Consider the following 17,331-nt stretch of genomic DNA (forward strand, 5'->3'; position numbering starts at 1 on the left):
GCCCTGGGAGCCGGCCGGGACTCCGCTCAGGAACCCCATGCGATCCTGACGATCGCCAAAAGCGCGACGCAGACCACCATGGCGACCTGAGCCAGCCGGCCCAGAGCGGAAACCGCGCCCTCGACGCCCCGGACGGACCGCTGCGCCCGCCAGATGAGGAAGGCGCAGACGATGACGATCGGCGCGAAGATCAAGGTCAGCCAGTCGGCCAGCACCGGCAAGTTCATCGGGGGATCTTTCCTCTGGCCACATTCCTCTGGCCACGCGAACGGCGGTCGGACGGGACGGCCGGAGCCGTGGAGAGCCCCATTGTGCGGCACACGGCCCGGGACCCCTCCCGGCGCCTGTGCGCGCACGCGGGGCACCTGGCGCACCGCCCCCGCATCCGCCGCCGGAGAGCCGCGACCCCGCACGACCCCCGCCGAGGCCGGGCGCGACGGGCGGGCCGTTGATGAGAAGCCGGCTGTTTTCGCAGGCAGGCAGCGCGAAAGGCCCTGCGGCGGCTAAGGTTTCCACGACCGGACGAGGAGGGGTGGCAGGTGAAGCGAGGCGGGCAGCTCCTGGCGGCCGTCGCGGGCCTGGTCGCCGCGATCCCCGTCTACTACCTCACCGACGCCGCCGCGAGGGCGCTGCGCGGCGGCACCGTGGCCTTCGCCCCCGCTCCGTCCGCGCTGGCGTACGTGGCGGGCGTCGCCGTCCTGGTCAGGCTCCTGACGGTGTGGCCGGTCGCCGCCCTGGCCTGCGGCGTGCCGCTGACGGCGGCCGGTGTGCTGTTCGCGCTCGACCTCGGCTCCGCCGTCGATCTGGCGGCCACGCTGCCGTGGGCGCGGGCGGGCGGCCTGCCGTGGACGTCCGGTCCGGTCCCGTGGGCCGAGCCGGGCGAGCCGCCGGGCACCCTCGCCGGGATGACCGGCCTGTACGCGCTCACCGGCGCCTTCCTCGTGCTCTCCGCCCTGCTCCCGGCCCGCAGGAGACCCCTGCTCGGCGGATGAGCGCGTACACGACCTGGTCACCGGTCGCGGAGCAGCCGCAGCAGGTTCCACTCGGTCTCGCAGAACCGCCGCCCGATCGCCGCCGGCTCCACCGAGCGCGCGCCGCCCCGCAGGTGCCGCATCGTCCGCATGACGCAGATGACGCCCCACTTCAGCACCCCGAAGGTCTCCCACCAGCGCAGCGGCTCCCGGTCCACCGGCTGCCCGCCCGCCTCCTCGCAGGCGCGGATCAACCCAGCCTCCACCTCAAGCCCCGGCCCCACACCCGCATCACCCGCGTCAGCCCCAGGTGCCGCCAGCCGCGTACACGCCCGGAATGCGCCGCCCCACCGAGTCGATGTGCACCTCGTCGGGACCGTCGTAGATGCGACCGGCCCGCGCGTGCCGGTACATCCGCTCCAGCGGCGTGTCCGGAGTGAGCCCCGCCGCGCCGTACACCTGGATGGCCCGGTCGATGACGTTGTGCAGCATCCGCGCGCCCACCACCTTGATCGTGCCGATCTCCACCCGTGCCTGCGAGCCCGCGTCGATCGCCTCGGCGGCGTGCGGCGTGAGCAGCCGCGCCGACTGGATCTCGGCGTAGGAGCCGAACACGTGCTGCCGCATGAGCTGTTCGGCCGCCGGCGGCTCGCCGAACGCGCGGCGCTCGTGCAGCCTGCGGCACATCAGGTCGAAGGCCCGCTGCGCCTGCCCGAGCCAGCGCATGCAGTGGAAGATCCGCCCCGGGCCGAGCCGCTTCTGCGCGATGACGAAGCCCTGCCCGCGCGGCCCGAGCAGGTTCTGAGCGGGCAGGCGGACGTTCTCGTAGCGCACCTCGCAATGCGACCCGCCGAGCCCCAGCACGGGCGTCTCGCGCACGATCGTGTAGCCGGGGGTGTCCGTCGGCACCAGGTGGTCATGAACCGACCCGACAACAGAACGTCATTCTGGTCAGCGGTCTCAGGGCAGCCAGCTCACCTTGCCGTGCAGGAAGGCGTACCCGACGAAGGCGACGGCGTCGATCAGCGTGTGCGCGACGATCAGCGGCATCGAGCGGCCCCACCGCTGGTAGAGCCGCCCGAACACCAGTCCCATCACCACGTTCCCGACGAACCCTCCGAACCCCTGATACAGGTGGTACGACCCGCGCAGCAGCGACGACACCACGACCGCCTTCCATGGCCCCCACCCGGCCTGGCCCAGCCGGTGCAGCAGGTAGCCGGCGACGATGACCTCCTCGAGCACCCCGTTCTGCGCCGCCGCCAGCAGCAGCACCGGCACCTGCCACCACACCTCGGGCAGCGCGCCCGGCACCACGGTCAGGTTCACCCCTGCCGCCCACACCGCGAGGTAGAACGCCAGGCCCGAACCGCCGATCGCGGCCGCGAGCGCCGCGCCGCGCAGCAGGTCGCCGCCCGGCCTGCGGAAGTCCGCGCCGATCGTGCGCAGCGACTCGCCCGAGCGCACCATCAGGTATGCCACCAGTCCCACCGGCGCCACCGCCACGGCGATCTGCACCAGCTGCAACGTCAGGTCCAGCCACGGTCGCCCGGGGGCCATCGACCCGACGAGCACGGCCTGCTGCCCCTTCAGCTCGCGCGGCGCGGTGAGCGCCCCGATCAGCCGTACGAACGCCACCAGCGCGCTGGCCCCGAGCGACACCGACAGCACGACGAAGACCTCGGCCCGGATCAGCCGGGGAGTGAGCAGGTGGGGCGGGGCGAGGGGGGACTGTGTCTGCATGGCCGCAGACTAACCCCGACATGATCGGATCCCGATAAAGCCCACATTCCCGATGCGCCCCACGACCACCGACCCCGCCCACCCTCCGCGCACGCCTGCAGCGCCGCCCGCCGCCGATTCCGCACGCCTCCAGCCATCCAGCGCCGAGCCTGCGCGCTTGCGTCGCTGCTCACCCCGCCCCCGCGCGCTTGCGTCGCGGCCCATCGCCGACCCCGTGCGCTGCGGCGCCGCCCCTCCCGCGTGCCTGCGGCGCCGCCCTCGCCCAACCCGGCACGGCCCCCTCGCCGGCCGCCACCTGAACTCTTCGGACGGCGCCCCCACCTCCCAGACCGGCGCTGGGCTCTCCGCGCGGTCCCACCAGCGGTCCCGCTCTCAAGACCGCTGCGTGGCCGGTGTCCGGCCTCTTTCAGCGGCACCTGGGTGAGCGTCCACTGCCCTGCGGCGGAGCTTGCGTCCGTCCGAGCCGGGAAGGGGCGGGCTGCGGCGGGATGTTGGGATCGGGGCGTGGGCGTGTCAGGCAGGACGGTGTGACAGGCACCGAACCGCACGACGTTCCCAGCGCGGCGCAGCTCGTGGCCGCCGTCCGCGAACTCCTTCAGAGCGACGTGCTCCCGGCCGTCGAGGGCCCGGTCCGTTTCCACACGCGGGTGGCCGTGAACGTGCTGGCCATGGTCGAGCGGGAGGTCGAGCTGGGTCCTGCCCAGGCCCGTGAGCACGCGGCCAGGCTGGCCGGCCTGGGCGTCGCGGACGAGGCCGAGCTGGCCGCCGCCATCCGCGCGGGCCGCCTGCCGGACGACGAGCGCCTGCTCACCGCCCTGGAGGCCGCCGTACGCGCCAAGCTGGAGGTCACCGATCCCGCCTACCTCACGGCGGACTGACCGGAGACGAGCGGATCGCCCACCCGCCGGCCAGGCGGGGAGAACGGCGAGCGGCCCGCCTCCCTCAGATCGGGAAGCGGGCCAAGGGTGCGCCGAGAACGGCGAGCGGCCCGCTCCCAGGTCGGGGAGCGGGCCGCGAAGAGACGCCGGACGGGTCGTCCGCCGAGGTCAGTGAGACCCGGTCAGGTCGAGGTCCTTGACCTTGGGGTCGCCCTCGTCGGCGAAGTAGTCGTCCTGCTTGGTGGCGTCGTCGCCGTCGGCGACCTTGGCGGCCTTCAGGATCGCCGTGGCCACCACCGCCACCACCAGGTTGACGATCAGCGCCAGGAACCCGGCGTAGATCGTCATCGAGGTGTCGAAGCCGAAGTTCGACAGCGGGAACGCCGAGCCGCCGAAGTGCGCCTTGCCGTTGGCGGGGTTGGGGATGAGGTACAGCATCCACATGCCCGCGGCCAGGCCGGCCGCCCAGCCCGCGATGAGCCCGCCCTTGTGGAACCAGCGGGTGTAGAGGCCGAGCGCCACCGACGGCAGCGTCTGCAGGATGATGACGCCGCCGATGAGCTGCAGGTCGATCGAGAACTGCGGGTCGAGCAGCAGGATGCACAGCACCGCGCCGATCTTGACCAGCAGCGAGACGATCTTGGAGACGTTCGCCTCCTGCGCGTCGGTGGCGTTCTTGTTGATGTACTCGCGGTAGATGTTGCGGGTGAACAGGTTCGCCGCCGCGATCGACATGATGGCGGCCGGCACGAGCGCGCCGATGCCGACGGCGGCGTAGGCGACGCCCGCGAACCAGTCGGGGAACATCTGGTCGAACAGCTGCGGCACGATCGTGTTGGCGTCGGCCTTGCCGTCGGTGGTGACCGGCTTGGTGCCGGCCGCGATGGCCATGAAGCCGAGCAGCGCGATCAGGCCCAGCACGAAGCTGTAGGCGGGCAGCGCCGACATGTTCCGCTTGATGACGTTGCGGTTCTTGGAGGCGAGCACGCCGGTGAGGCTGTGCGGGTAGAGGAACAGCGCCAGCGCCGAGCCGAAGGCCAGCGTCACGTACTGGAGCTGGTTGTTGGCGTTCAGGACGAAGCCGTCGCCAGGAGCCGGGGTGGCGTCGAACTTGGCCTTGGCCGCGTCGAAGATCGAGTCCCAGCCGCCGAGCTTCGCGGGGATGTAGATGACCGCGGCCAGGATCACGATGTAGATGAGCGAGTCCTTGACGAACGCGATCAGCGCGGGCGCCCGCAGGCCGGACTGGTAGGTGTAGGCGGCCAGGATGGCGAAGGCGATGATGATCGGCAGGTGCCCGGTGATGCCCATCGTCTTCAGCACGGCCTCGATGCCGACGAGCTGCAGCGCGATGTACGGCATCGTGGCGATCAGGCCGGTGATGGCGACGGCCAGCGCGAGCGTGGGCGAGCCGAAGCGGGCGCGCACGAAGTCGGCAGGGGTGACGAACCCGTGCACGTGCGAGACCGACCACATGCGGGCCAGCACCAGGAACACCAGCGGGTAGACGACCACCGTGTACGGCAGCGCGTAGAAGCCGAGCGCGCCGGAGCTGAAGACCAGCGCGGGCACCGCGACGAAGGTGTAGGCGGTGTAGAGGTCGCCACCGACGAGGAACCAGGTGATCCAGGAGCCGAAGCTGCGCCCGCCGAGGCCCCACTCGTTGAGGCTGGCGAGGTCGTTCGGGCGGCGCCAGCGGGCGGCCACGAAGCCCATGCCGCTGACGATGAGGAACAGCAGAACGAAGATGACCAGCTCGGTCGTGTGAGCGCTCACTTGGTCATCCTGTAAACGAGAGTGGTGGTGGCCACGCCGACGATGATGAAGGCGAGCTGCAGCCAGTAGAACAACGGAAAGCCGAACAGCCGCGGCTCGTCGTAGTTGTACAGGAATGTCAGCAACGGCAGCACGATGGGCACGATCAGCAGCCAGTTCCATGGACTGCGATCGCTACGTGGCTGCCCGGGTTCCCCGGTAGTCATCTGGCCCTCCGATGAGTTGATCAAGCGCGCTGGCGGTGACCAGGCTCGTGACATGAAGTCAACGGAGGGAGGTTAGCTTTTCGAGGGGATTAAACCCAATGAACGCTATGTTACGGTTTGGCCTAAATGCCGAGTTGATATCTCGATATCTGAGACGGACATTCGGTCAGGCCGCTCAGAACCCTAACTCTGGCGAGGCGGAGAGCGCCGCACATTGTCGCCGAGCGGTCGGTTGGCCGCGACGAACGGTCATCCCATTAACCCAGGAAGTGCGGTCAGGTCAGGGTGAAGAGTCAGGGCCGTCGTAGAGGCGGGTCATCCGGGCGGCGGCGTCGGCCACCATCGCCCGCAGCCGCGGCGGGGCGAGCACCTCTGCCTCCGGCCCGAACCGCAGCACCTGCGAGAAGGCCACCGGCAGCGACTCCACCGCCAGCCGCACCGTCCCGTCCTCCTGCAGCGAGGCCATCGCGTCCGGCACCGCCGCCGGGTCGGCCACGTGCCGCAGCATGCGCACCCCCCGCTCGGTCAGCCGCAGCGTGATCTCCTCCCGCAGCAGCGACCTGGCGAACGCCGCCGCCTGCTCCGCCCAGAAGGCCGCCAGGTCGAAGTCCTGGTCCCGGTCGAACGTCTCCTCCAGCACCGAGATCTCGCCGAACCGGTGCACCCGGAAGATCAGGAACCTGCCCCGGTGCCGCGCCGCGAGGTACCAGACCCCCGCCTTGAGCACCAGCCCGTACGGCTCCAGCACCCGCAGCACGTCCTTGTAGACCGCCGAGACCCGCCGGTCCCGCCACACCGCCCTGGCCAGCGGCGCCAGCGCGGCGGGCGGCGGGTCGTCGCCCGCGAACCAGCCGGGTGCGTCCAGGTGGAAGCGCTGGGCGGCGGTCGCAGGCGCGTCGCGCAGCGCGGGGGCGAGGGCGGCGGCGGCCTTCAGCCGGGCCGCCGCCGCCACGTCCTGCAGGCCCATCTCGCGCAGCGCGGCCGGCACGCCCGACAGGAACAGCGCCTCGGCCTCGGCCCTGTCCAGCCCGGTCAGCCGGGTGCGGTACCCGTCGAGCAGCCGGTAGCCGCCGCCGCGGCCCCGGTCGGCGTAGACGGGCACGCCCGCCTCCGACAGCGCCAGCATGTCGCGGTGCACCGTACGCTCGGAGACCTCCAGCTCGTCGGCCAGCTCGGCCGCCGTCATCCCGCCCCTGGCCTGCAGCAGCAGGACCAGCGACATCAACCGCGAGGCGCGCACAGCGGCAGCACCACGGCCGAGGGCCGCTCGGGCGAATGGAACACTTCGACGTCCACGGGCACCATCCTGCCGTCTCCGCCGGGGGAACCGAGCGGTTCGCCGGTGCCCGGGTTGCGGGCGATCGTCGGGTACGCCCCGGCCGCCACGTGCACCCTGATCCGGTGCTCGCGCCGGAACCGGTGCCCGATCGGCCACAGCTCCACCTCGACCCGCCGTACGCCGTCGCCGTCGAAGTCCCCGTCGAAGTCCCCGTCTCGGGGCCCGAGCCGCCTGACGCCCTCGCACACGTTGTACGAGCGCCCGTCGGGATGCACGTCGCACACCCGCACCACCACGTCCACGTGCGGCGTGCTGGAGCGCACGTAAAGCTCGGCGCGCACCGGCCCGATCGCCTCCAGCGGCCGGTCGAGCGCGGGGGAGCTGTAGACCAGCACGTCGCGCCGCTGCTCCAGCCGCCGCTGGTCGCGCGGCCTGGAGTCGCCGAGCAGCACGGGACCGCCGATGCGCGGCGTCGGGTACGCCGGGTGGTAGCGGAAGCGGTCGGGCCCGCCCTCCAGCGGCCCGTCGGGCCCGAGGCCGAAGCCGTGCTGGAGATGCCAGCGCGCCTCCCGCATGCCGGGCACCGGCCAGCCGGGGTAGTCGCGCCACTCGCCCGCCCCCGTCACGTGGATGCGCACCGGGTCGGGCCGCAGCAGCGAGGAGTCGCCGAGCAGGTGGGCGCGGAACCAGGCCGACGCCTCCTCCATGGTGGCGCGGCCGTGCCGGGCGTCGATGTGGTACCAGGGCCCGATCGTCAGGTACGGCCGCCGCCCCGCCGCCCGCAGCGCCGCGTAATCCTTAAGCTGCCACGGCAGGAACACGTCGTACCAGCCGCCGAGCATCGTCACCGCCGCGTCCACCTCGCCCACCTTGGCGGAGAAGTCCCGCTTGTGCCAGTACGGGACCGCGGGGTTCTCGTGGTGGGCGAGCAGGTCCCGGTAGAAGCGCAGCGGACGGCCCGCCGAGACCAGGTCGAGCTCCGCCACCGGCCGCCCCGACAGCACCGCCCTGCGGGTCAGGCGGGGCGCGGTCAGTATCGACGCGCCGCCGAACCTGCGCGACATGCCGTCGGTGAGCGTGGTCCAGCTCAGCGCCGACTCCAGAGCGAACGCGCCGCCGACGTACGCGGCGTCCCTGAACTGGGAGGCGGTGATCTGGGTGGCCATCGCCTTCAGCTCGGGCCCGGCGAAGGGCGCGACGGCCCACTGCGCGTAGCCGAGGTAGGAGGGGCCGAACATGGCGAACGAGCCGCCGTAGAACGGCTGCTCGCGTAGCCAGGCGACGGTGGCCAGGCCGTCCTCGTGCTCGTCGCCGAGCGGGTCGAGCAGGCCGCCCGAGCCGAAGCCGCCGCGGCAGCTCTGGATGACGACGTGCAGGCCCTGCCGGGCGAAGCCGCGCCCGAAGTACCAGCCGAGCAGGCCGCGCCGCCCGTACGGCGAGCGCATGAGCACCACGGGGCCCGGCCGTCCGTGCGGAGGGGCGTAGTGGTCGGCGAGCAGCGTCACGCCGTCGGGCATCGGCACGTGAAGGTCGCGCCGGATCCGCACGCGTCTCATGTACCAAGCAGTAACATACGCCGCCCCGGGCGGGTAGCCCGGGGCGGCGTCAACGAAAGCGCCGGACGGCGGCCGGCGCCCGGCGTCATCAGGAGCGCCGGACGGCGGCCGGTCAACCGGCGTCACCAGGAGCATCGGGTCGCGGCCGCCCCGCCCCGCCGCGCGCGGCGGGGCGGGGCGGGGCGGAGCCGCCGGGGTGCCGTTAGGGCGTCGCCCGGTCAGGACGCTCCGAGATGCGCAGCGCGTTGACGATCGGCGAGCCCTGCCGCGTCGCGAACCGCACGTTGAGCTGACCGTCGGTCACCTTCACCGTGTACTGCCTGCTCACCGCCGTGTACGTGCCCGCCTCCAGCGCGAGGTCCAGCGCCGGGATCGCGAGCTCGCCCTCGACCAGCACGTCGAAGACCCGCTTGCCCATCTGGGTGCGCGACAGGTCGGCGAAGTCCAGCTCGACGGTGTACGTCCCGTTCGGCACGTTGTCGAAGCGGTACTCCAGCATGCCCTCCCTGGCCGTCTGGAACAGCGTCTGGTCGGCGGTGCCGGAGACGCTCTTCGACGTCTTCACCGTCTTGCTCTTGGTGGCCACGTAGCCGTGGCCGCCCTGGGTGTACTTGCGGTCGGGCGTCCAGGCGTCGCCGGCGGAGTCCACGGCCTTCTTGGTCGCGCCGACGTCCACGGCGACCTGGAGCTTGGGCACCACGACGGTCACCTTGACCTCGATGGTCGGCTGCCGCCCGCTGGCCGACTTCACCAGCAGCGTGCCCGTGCGGAACGTGCCCGCCGCCACCCCGGCGCTGGACACCTCCACGGTCAGCGTGGCCTTCTGTCCCTTGGCGAGCTCCCCGGAGGCCGGGGTCACCGTGAGCCAGGAGTCGCCGGTCACCGTGTACGGCGTCGCCGTCCCGAGGTTGGTCAGTTCGAGCGTGCGCTTGCGGGTGGAGTCCGCGGGCTGCACCACGGTCAGCTCCGCCGCCGACGCGCTCACCCGGCCGGTGACCAGCTCCGTGTCCACCCGCGTCACCGCTGCCGGGGCCACCGTGACCTGCTGGGTGAACGAGCCGTAGTGCTCCTTGGTCACCTCGACGTCGTAGTCGCCGGCCAGCACCTGGCCGTAGAAGGCGCCGTCGTCGCCGGTGGTGAACGTCGCCACGTCGCCCACCGTGACCGTCGCCCCGGCGATGGGCTCGCCGTCGTTGGCGTCGGTCACCGTGCCGACCACCAGGCCGTGCCTGCTCGCGGTGAACGCCAGGCTCTGGCCGGTCGCGAGCACCGGCTCGTTGTAGGAGTAGAGCAGCGCGTCGTCGCCCGCCGCGTTCTCGACGCCCACGGTGGCGCTGGAGCCCTGCTCGCGCTCGCTCTCGATGTCCTTGTACCGGAACCCGATCGAGCCGTCCTCACCGAGCAGCGCCGAGAACGAGATCCGCTGCGAGGGCTCGTTGTAGAAGGTGACGTTGCGCCACTCGACCACGAACACCCGGTTCGGCGCGGTGCCCGTCACCGCCGTGTAGACGCCGGCCTGGTCGTCCACGATGAAATCGTCCCAGTACGGGTAGATCGCGTTGTTCGGCGTGGCCGACGACGGGATCCGGACGTTGCCCGCGGTGGTGACGCGGGAGTCGCCGAAGGTGAGGAAGCCGTTGGTGGCGATCCACGCCCGGCTCTGGCCCGTGCCGTAGAACGGCACCGGGAACGGCAGCGTGACCTGCACCGCCTCGTCGTCGCCCGTCAGCGCGAGCTTCTCGGTGCCCGCCACGTACGGCTGGGCGCCGGAGGCGCAGGTGTAGCCGAAGTTGTCGCCGCGCAGCGGCAGCTCGATGTCCTTGACCAGGTCGCCCTCCAGGGTGATCGACTCGGTCGTGGAGCTGGAGCAGCGCGAGGCCGGGGTGACGGTCAGCTCGTACGTGCCGTGCGGCAGCGTCAGGCTGTAGCGGCCCGCCTCGTCGGTCACCGCGCTCACCGGCGTGCCCGTGGCGGCGACGGTCGCGCCCGGCTCGGGCGTGCCGGCCGTGCTGACGGTGCCCGACACGACGGCGGCCGGCTGGGCCTCCAGCGTCAGGTCTGCGGTGCTCGCCTGCTCGGCGGTGATCGTCACCTCGGTGGTGGCCTCGGCGTAGCCGAACTTGGCCGCGGTCACCTCGTAGTCGCCGGGCAGCAGGCGCGGCAGCGCGTACGTGCCGTCCTCGCCCGTCGTGACCGAGCGGGTCAGCGGGCCGGTGACGGTGATCGTGGCGCCGGGCACCGGCTCGCCGCCGGAGGTGACCGTGCCGGACAGGTCGCCGAGGCCCTCCTTGGGCGCGGCCTGCACGGCGGCGTAGGCGTCCAGCCTGCCCTCGCCCCACACGTTGTTGTCGGCCGCGGTGCCGCCGCAGCTGGTGTCGTCGACGTCGATGGCGGTGCCGTCGAGAAGTGCCCTGGTGGAGTCGATGGCGCCGGTCAGGCCCGGCGCGGCCGACCAGATCAGCGCCACCGTGGCGGCCACGTGCGGTGAGGCCATCGAGGTGCCGGTGTAGGAGTCGTAGCCGTTCCCGGGCACCGAGGAGCGCACGTTCACGCCCGGGGCGGCGATGTTCGGCTTGATCTCGCCGTTCTCGCCCTCGCCCTTGCTGGAGCGGGCGTAGAGGTCGTTGTTCACGTCGAAGGCGCCGGCGCTGTAGGCGGTGATGTACTGGCCGGGGGAGCCGCTGGTGCGGCAGGCCGGGCCCTCGTTGCCGTTGGCGAAGGCGGGGAAGATCCCGGCGGCGAGCCAGGTGTCGACGACCTCCTTGTACCAGGGGTCGAAGCCGTCGCCGCCCCAGGAGTTGTTGACGATGTCCGGCGCGAGGTCGGGGCGCGGGTTCTCACCGTTCAGGTCGGTGGGCCGGGCGATCCACTGGCCGGCCGCGAGCAGCGAGGCGTCGGTGCAGGTGTTGTACTCGCAGCCCTTGGCCGCGATCCACTTCGCGCCCGGGGCCACGCCGATGCCGTTCGCGCCGACCATCGTGCCCATCACGTGGGTGCCGTGGCCGTTGTTGTCGCACGGCGCGGACGACGGGCAGACGCGGGCCGGGTCGAACCAGTTGTAGTCGTGGGTGTAGGTGCCGTCGGGGTTCCTGCCCCGGTAGGCGGCGGCCAGGTCGGGGTGGTCGAACTGCACGCCGGTGTCGATGTTCGCGACCACGATGCCCTCACCGCGGTCGCCCAGCTCCTCCCAGACGCGCGGGGCGTTGATCCGGTCGATGTTCCACTCGACCGCGTTCACCCTGGCCTGTGCCTGCCCCTGGTCCGGCTTGGGCACGGAGACGGTGCGGATCGGCTCGATGCTTCGGACCTCGGGCAGCTCGGCGATCTCGGAGGCGAGCTTCTCGCCGGCGGTCACCTTGACCGCGTTGACGATCCAGTACGGGGTGTAGTCGGCCTTTCGGGCGTCGAGTAATTTGCGTAAGCCCTCCTGGGAGGACTTCGCCCGCTCGCTCTTGGCTTTGTAGACGGCCTCGACCTTCGCCTCCTTGGTCACGGCACGGCGGGCGCCGCTGAGATCGGCGGAGCCCTTCATCCTGACCCAGAAAGTGGCCTTGCCGTCCTGTTCCAGCCGCGCCTGCACGGCGGCGTCGATCTTGTCGGATTCCGGCGCCGCCTGAGCCGCGGTCTGCGGGACCAGCAGACCGGTGGCGGCCACGACGATCCCCGCGAGGATCGCTCGCCAGCGGGAGATGTGGGGCACGTGCTCTCCTTCTCGACGGGTGAAGAGGTGATCTTCACGCCTCTGTCGAGAAGAGTGAAGTGATCAAGTGAAGAAAGCAATAGTTGTCAGAAAAAGTTACTTTGCGATCATAAATGTAATCTGGTCAGGTCGCCTGCCGGTACGGTCAGTGAGCGCGGTGACCGAATTGGTCAATGATCGCCATGAAATAGGCGGCGATGCGTTTCGGCTCCTCGTCGTCGGGGTGCGTGCCCACGTGCAGCATGACCGCCGCGGTGAGCACCTCCTGCACGACGTCCACGTCCAGCGCCGCCGGCAGCCGGCCGGACTCGCGGGCGCGCACCAGCACGTCGCGCACCGCCGCCGCGCGCCGCCCGCCGTTGACCTTGCGCCACGTCTCCAACAGCTCCGGGTGGTCGTCGCGGCTGCCGTACAGGCGGCGCAGCAGCCGCCGGTTGCGGGGCACCGCGAGATAGCGGCCCCAGTCGGCGAACAGGTGCTCGAGGTCGCGCCAGCCCGTCAGCGCCGGGTCGTGGTCGTGGTCGGCCCACTCCAGTGTGCGCACCAGCAGCGCCGTCTTGTCGGCGAACCTGCGGTAGACGGTCGCCCTGGTCACCCCGGCCCGCCGCGCCACCTGCTCGATGCTGGTCTGCTGGGCGCCCTGCTCGATCAGCAGGTCGAGCGCGGCCGACAGGATGGCCAGGTCGGCCTCCTGGCTGCGCGGCCGGCCCGCCGTCCGCGCCCGCGGCCGCTGATCGTCGCTCATGCCTCTCCGGTAGCCGTCCGTCGTCGCGTCCCGCGCGAGTCTAGTGATCCCCAGGTGACGGGCTGTTGGTCCACGCCCGCCGCGCCGAGCGGCATGAACCCGACGCGCCCAGCTCGGGGCCGATCGGCCGGGCCATCTCGGCGACGAAGCCCGCCCGGTCCTGCTCGGGCACGCCGAGCGGCGCGCAGATGACCGCGGCGGGTATCGGCGCGGTGCACGCCTCCACCACGTCGATCGGCGGCCCGTGCCGCTCCATCGCGTCCAGGCGGGCCCGCGTGACCTCCTCGATCCGCTCGGTCAGCCGCCGCATCCTGCGCACGGTGAACTCGCCGGTCAGCAGGCGGCGGTAGCGGGTGTGCCGGGGCGGGGCCATGGCGACGAACAGCCCCGGCGGTGCAGGCCGCCCTGCGGCGCGTCCGACGGTGTGGGCAGGCGGCGCGGCTCCGAGCGGGCGGTGAAGCGCGGATCGGCCGGCACCTCGCGGGCGAACGCGTGGCCGGTGACCAGCCACCCCCTTCGGAGGAAAACAATACAGGACAGCTCTGTATTCAAATAGGGGTGGCCGGGGAGCGGTACTGTGCGAAGACGCGCCACACCAGCGGGCTCGTTGCGCGATCATGGTCGGGGGGTTAACCTTGACGGCATGCGAAATCACGCTCAGCTCCAGTGGTGGCGCCGCTCCTAGGCGGCGCGTGTTTCGCATTCCACAACGGACGGCCGCCCCGGATGGCGGCCTTTCTCGTGTCCGCCCCCGGGGCTCGATCATTTGAAGGGGCAGGAAGTGGAGAAGAGCGGATATACCACCGCCGGGGGCATCGGTGTCGAGCGCGAGACACGCGAGGTGGACGAGGCCGCCCTCGAAGAGATCGTCACAGCCCTGTCGGAGCGGCGCGGTGGCGCCTTCTCCTCCGGCATGGACTACCCGGGCCGCTACAGCCGATGGGCGTTCGGCTACGTGAATCCATGCCTCGAGCTCGTCGCCAAGGGCCGTACGATCTCGGCGACCGCGCTCAACGAACGCGGCCGGGTCGTGCTGCCCGCGATCGCCACGTGCCTGCTGAGCGCGGGCAAGCCCGTCACCGACCCCACCGCCGACCGGGTCTCGGTGTACGTACCGGAGTCCGAGGACCTGCTGCCCGAGGAGCAGCGCAGCCGCAGGCCCACCGTGTTCACCGCCATCCGCGAGGTCATCGCCGCCTTCAAGGGCGACGATCCGCACCTCGGCCTGTACGGCGCGTTCGGCTACGACCTCGCCTTCCAGTTCGAGCCCATCAGGCAGGAGCTCGTCCGCCCCGACGACCAGCGCGACCTCGTGCTGCACCTGCCCGACCGGCTCGTCGTCATCGACCGCCAGCGCGAGACCTGCGTCGAGCACCGCTACGAGTTCACCGTCGACGGCGCCACCACCCGCGGCCTCGAACGCACCGGCGAGATCGTCACGCCCGCCGCGCCCGGCGAGGTGCCGCCCAACCCGCCCAAGGGCGAGTACGCCAAGGTCGTGGCCGCCGCCAAGGAGAAGTTCAAGCGCGGCGACCTGTTCGAGGTCGTGCCCGGCCAGGTCTTCCACGCCGTCTGCACCGACCCGTCGGCCTTCTACCGCAGCCTGCGCACCAGCAACCCCGCCCCGTACGAGTTCATCATCAGCCTCGGCGAGGGCGAGCACCTGGTCGGCGCCTCACCCGAGATGTACGTCCGGGTCAACGGCGACCGCGTCGAGACCTGCCCCATCTCCGGCACCATCGCCCGCGGCCGCAACCCGGTCGAGGACGCCGAGGCCATCCGCACCCTCCTGTCCAGCGTGAAGGAGGAGTCGGAGCTGACCATGTGCACCGATGTCGACCGCAACGACAAGTCGCGCATCTGCGTCCCCGGCACGGTCAAGGTCATCGGCCGCCGCCAGATCGAGCTCTACTCCCGGCTCATCCACACCGTCGACCACATCGAGGGCCGGCTGCGCCCCGAGTTCGACGCGCTCGACGCGTTCCTCACCCACATGTGGGCCGTCACCGTCACCGGCGCGCCCAAGACGTGGGCCATGCAGTTCATCGAGGACCACGAGGCCACCACCCGCCGCTGGTACGGCGGCGCCATCGGCTTCATCGGCTTCGACGGGTCCATGAACACCGGGCTCACCCTGCGTACCGCGCAGATCAAGGACGGCATCGCCGCCGTCAGGGCCGGCGCGACCCTGCTGTTCGACTCCGACCCCGAGGCCGAGGAGCGCGAGACCGAGCTGAAGGCCAGCGCCCTGCTCGGCGCGCTCGCCGCCGTCAACCAGCCCGGCACCGTCAAGGCCGCCGAGCCCAGGCAGCAGGCGGGCCTCGGCATGAAGGTGCTGCTCGTCGATCACGAGGACTCCTTCGTCAACACCCTGGCCGACTACTTCCGCCAGGAGGGCGCCGACGTCGTCACGCTGCGCCACGGCTTCCCGACCCACATGATCGACGAGATCGCGCCCGACCTGGTCGTGCTCTCGCCCGGCCCCGGCTGGCCCACCGACTTCGGCATGTCGGCGCTGCTCGACGAGGTCTACGCCCGCGACCTGCCCGTCTTCGGCGTCTGCCTCGGCCTGCAGGCCATGGTCGAACACGCCGGCGGCACGCTCGAGCTGCTCGACTATCCCGAGCACGGCAAGCGCGGCCGGGTCTCCAAGATCGCCGAGAGCGTGCTGCTCGACGGCCTGCCCGACGAGTTCACCGCGGCCCGCTACCACTCGCTGCACGCCAAGCGGCCCGGCGTGGTCGGCTTCACCCCGACCGCGCTCACGCCCGACGGCAACGTCATGGCCATCGAGGACACCGAGCGGCGGCGCTTCGCCGTGCAGTTCCACCCCGAGTCGATCCTCACCCAGGAGGGCAACGCGGGCGCGAAGATCATCGCGAACGTGCTCCGGCTCGCCCGCAGATGAGTAAAACCCGGGCGGGGGCATGCGGGGCTCCCCTAGAGTCTCCGCATGCTCCCCGTAGACCTGCCCGGCACGGTGCGTGACGCGCTGCTCGCCCCGCTCGTCGACCACCACTGCAACGGGGTGCGGCGCGACGACCTCGGCCGAGCCGGCTTCGAACTGCTCATCAGCGGCTCCGGCAGCCCCGCGCCGCCCGGCACCACCCACTTCGACACGCCGCTCGGCGTGGCCGTACGCCGCTGGTGCGGGCCGCTGCTCGACCTGGAGCCGCACGCGCCGCCCGCCGTCTACCTCGCCCGCAGGACCGAGCTGGGGGCCGCCGAGGTCAACCGGCGGATGCTGGCCGGGGCCGGGGTGGTGGCGTTCCTCGTCGATTCTGCGGCGCAGGACGGCGAGCTGCTCGGCGCCGCCGAGATGGGCCGCCTCGGCGGGGCCGCCGCCGACGAGCTGGTCCGCGTCGAGCACATCGAGCGCGACGTCGCCGCCTCCGCGCAGCTCGCCGTCGACTACCTCGACGACCTCGGCGAGGAGCTGACCGCCAGGGCGGCGCGGGCGGTCGCGCTCAAGACCGTCGCCGGCGCGCTGTGCGGGCTCGACCTGGAGGCCGGCAGGCCCGCCAGGGGCGCGGTGATCGCGGCGGCCAACCGTCGCCTCGCCGACCCCAAGGCGCCGCTGACCGACCCCGTCCTGCTGCACTACCTGGTCTGGAGCGCCGTCGACGTGGCCAAGGAGCGCAACCTGCCGGTGCAGTTCCACGGCGGCTTCGCCGGGCTCGCCGGGCCGGGCGTCTTCGGCGGGCCGGGCGCGTCGAGTGCGGCCGGTGGCCCGGGCGGCCCGCTGGGGGAGCCGCACCGCGCGGACCCGGCCAGGCTGAGCGCCTTCGCCGCCGCGCTCCAGCCGCTCGGCGTGCCGATGATCCTGCTCCACTGCTACCCGTTCCACCGCCAGGCCGCCCACCTGGCGGCGACCTTCCCGCACGTGTACGTGGATGTCGGCTTCGCCCCGCAGCACACCGCCGCCGCGACCCGCGTCATCGACGAGCTGCTGGAACTGGCCCCCTTCCACAAGCTCCTGTACGGCTCCGGCGCGTGCGGCCTCGCCGAGACCGCCTACCTGGCCGCCCTCGCCCACCGCCGCGCCTTGGCCGTGGCCCTGGCGGCCAGAATCGGCACGGGGGAGTGGAGCGCCGCCGACGCCGCCCGCGTCGCCCACATGATCGGCTCCGCCAACGCCCGCCGCATCTACCGCCTCTGACCGCCCCGGAACGACAGCGCCGCCCCGCCCGCCCGATGCCACGCGGGGCCGCTCCTTCACCTCGGCGAACACACCGGCAGCCCCGCTCTGCCCACCCCGGTGACCGGCGGTGAGGATGAGCGCCGAGCGAACCGGCGCGTGTGGACGAGCCTGACCATCGCGTGGGGCGGGGGCAGAGCGCCGCCCCGATCCGGCACCCGAGGCGCCCGCACCCTGACCGCCTCTGCGGGTTGAGGGACCGCAGGTCGGTGCAACGTCGGGCCATGGCTGCGCCCGCGCTACGTCCGGGTGGATGGGCGAGCGCTGGTCGGTGCGGCG

General features: G+C 72.1%; 15 protein-coding genes. 4 read left to right on the top strand and 11 right to left on the bottom strand.

Features of this window, described 5'->3' with window-relative positions:
• Positions 1 to 26: 26 nt before the first annotated feature.
• Positions 27 to 227, bottom strand: a complete 201-nt coding sequence (locus tag ACFMQL_RS31065) for a hypothetical protein (RefSeq protein WP_378788317.1) — start codon at positions 225 to 227, stop codon at positions 27 to 29.
• A gap of 312 nt (positions 228 to 539) precedes the next feature.
• Here ACFMQL_RS31065 and ACFMQL_RS31070 point away from each other — a divergent pair, with 312 nt between their 5' ends.
• The gene (locus tag ACFMQL_RS31070) at positions 540 to 992 is read left to right on the top strand and encodes a hypothetical protein (protein ID WP_364053046.1); all 453 of its coding nucleotides are present in this window, start codon (positions 540 to 542) and stop codon (positions 990 to 992) included.
• 17 nt (positions 993 to 1,009) lie between these two features.
• On the opposite strand, the gene ACFMQL_RS31075 is transcribed toward ACFMQL_RS31070, so the two are convergent.
• The 3 genes from ACFMQL_RS31075 to ACFMQL_RS31085 are packed head-to-tail and all read right to left on the bottom strand — an operon-like array spanning position 1,010 to position 2,714.
• Positions 1,010 to 1,225 carry a hypothetical protein gene (locus tag ACFMQL_RS31075; RefSeq protein WP_378788319.1) on the bottom strand — a complete coding sequence of 72 codons (216 nt, stop codon included), beginning with the start codon at positions 1,223 to 1,225 and terminating at the stop codon, positions 1,010 to 1,012.
• A 46-nt stretch (positions 1,226 to 1,271) separates the two neighbouring features.
• Positions 1,272 to 1,880: an acyl-CoA dehydrogenase family protein gene (locus tag ACFMQL_RS31080; protein WP_378788321.1), complete on the bottom strand. Its 609-nt coding sequence runs from the start codon at positions 1,878 to 1,880 to the stop codon at positions 1,272 to 1,274.
• A gap of 51 nt (positions 1,881 to 1,931) precedes the next feature.
• Positions 1,932 to 2,714, bottom strand: coding sequence for a CPBP family intramembrane glutamic endopeptidase (locus tag ACFMQL_RS31085; protein ID WP_364053037.1), 783 nt, complete (start codon positions 2,712 to 2,714; stop codon positions 1,932 to 1,934).
• 527 nt (positions 2,715 to 3,241) lie between these two features.
• On the opposite strand from ACFMQL_RS31085, the gene ACFMQL_RS31090 reads away from it, so the two are divergent.
• Positions 3,242 to 3,592, top strand: a complete 351-nt coding sequence (locus ACFMQL_RS31090) for a DUF6285 domain-containing protein (RefSeq protein WP_378788323.1) — start codon at positions 3,242 to 3,244, stop codon at positions 3,590 to 3,592.
• Positions 3,593 to 3,760: 168 nt separating this feature from the next.
• On the opposite strand, the gene mctP is transcribed toward ACFMQL_RS31090, so the two are convergent.
• The 7 genes from mctP to ACFMQL_RS31125 all read right to left on the bottom strand — a co-directional run bounded on the left by mctP (position 3,761) and on the right by ACFMQL_RS31125 (position 13,227).
• Entirely contained in the window at positions 3,761 to 5,368 is a 1,608-nt protein-coding gene (gene mctP, locus ACFMQL_RS31095) for a monocarboxylate uptake permease MctP (protein WP_364053031.1), read from the bottom strand.
• Complete coding sequence (locus ACFMQL_RS31100; RefSeq protein WP_378788326.1) at positions 5,365 to 5,628, bottom strand: DUF3311 domain-containing protein; 264 nt, start codon at positions 5,626 to 5,628, stop codon at positions 5,365 to 5,367. The genes mctP and ACFMQL_RS31100 overlap by 4 nt, the downstream gene beginning before the upstream one ends.
• A 226-nt stretch (positions 5,629 to 5,854) precedes the next feature.
• On the bottom strand, positions 5,855 to 6,814 hold the full coding sequence (locus ACFMQL_RS31105; RefSeq protein ID WP_364053025.1) for a WYL domain-containing protein: 960 nt from the start codon (positions 6,812 to 6,814) through the stop codon (positions 5,855 to 5,857).
• Complete coding sequence (locus ACFMQL_RS31110) at positions 6,796 to 8,409, bottom strand: CocE/NonD family hydrolase (RefSeq protein WP_378788328.1); 1,614 nt, start codon at positions 8,407 to 8,409, stop codon at positions 6,796 to 6,798. The genes ACFMQL_RS31105 and ACFMQL_RS31110 overlap by 19 nt, the downstream gene beginning before the upstream one ends.
• A gap of 202 nt (positions 8,410 to 8,611) precedes the next feature.
• Positions 8,612 to 12,109, bottom strand: coding sequence for a S8 family serine peptidase (locus ACFMQL_RS31115; RefSeq protein WP_378788330.1), 3,498 nt, complete (start codon positions 12,107 to 12,109; stop codon positions 8,612 to 8,614).
• A gap of 145 nt (positions 12,110 to 12,254) precedes the next feature.
• On the bottom strand, positions 12,255 to 12,854 hold the full coding sequence (locus tag ACFMQL_RS31120; protein ID WP_364053016.1) for a TetR/AcrR family transcriptional regulator: 600 nt from the start codon (positions 12,852 to 12,854) through the stop codon (positions 12,255 to 12,257).
• 40 nt (positions 12,855 to 12,894) lie between these two features.
• The gene (locus ACFMQL_RS31125) at positions 12,895 to 13,227 is read right to left on the bottom strand and encodes a hypothetical protein (RefSeq protein WP_364053013.1); all 333 of its coding nucleotides are present in this window, start codon (positions 13,225 to 13,227) and stop codon (positions 12,895 to 12,897) included.
• 408 nt (positions 13,228 to 13,635) lie between these two features.
• Here ACFMQL_RS31125 and ACFMQL_RS31130 point away from each other — a divergent pair, with 408 nt between their 5' ends.
• Positions 13,636 to 15,762 (top strand): anthranilate synthase component I, encoded by a 2,127-nt coding sequence (locus ACFMQL_RS31130; protein ID WP_378788333.1) that lies wholly within the window; start codon positions 13,636 to 13,638, stop codon positions 15,760 to 15,762.
• A 45-nt stretch (positions 15,763 to 15,807) separates the two neighbouring features.
• A complete protein-coding gene (locus tag ACFMQL_RS31135; protein WP_364053008.1) occupies positions 15,808 to 17,013 on the top strand; it encodes an amidohydrolase family protein in 1,206 nt (401 codons plus the stop codon).
• Positions 17,014 to 17,331: the final 318 nt, after the last annotated feature.

Source organism: Nonomuraea fastidiosa (genome assembly GCF_042751225.1).
In the GTDB taxonomy this organism is placed as follows: Bacteria; Actinomycetota; Actinomycetes; order Streptosporangiales; family Streptosporangiaceae; genus Nonomuraea; species Nonomuraea fastidiosa.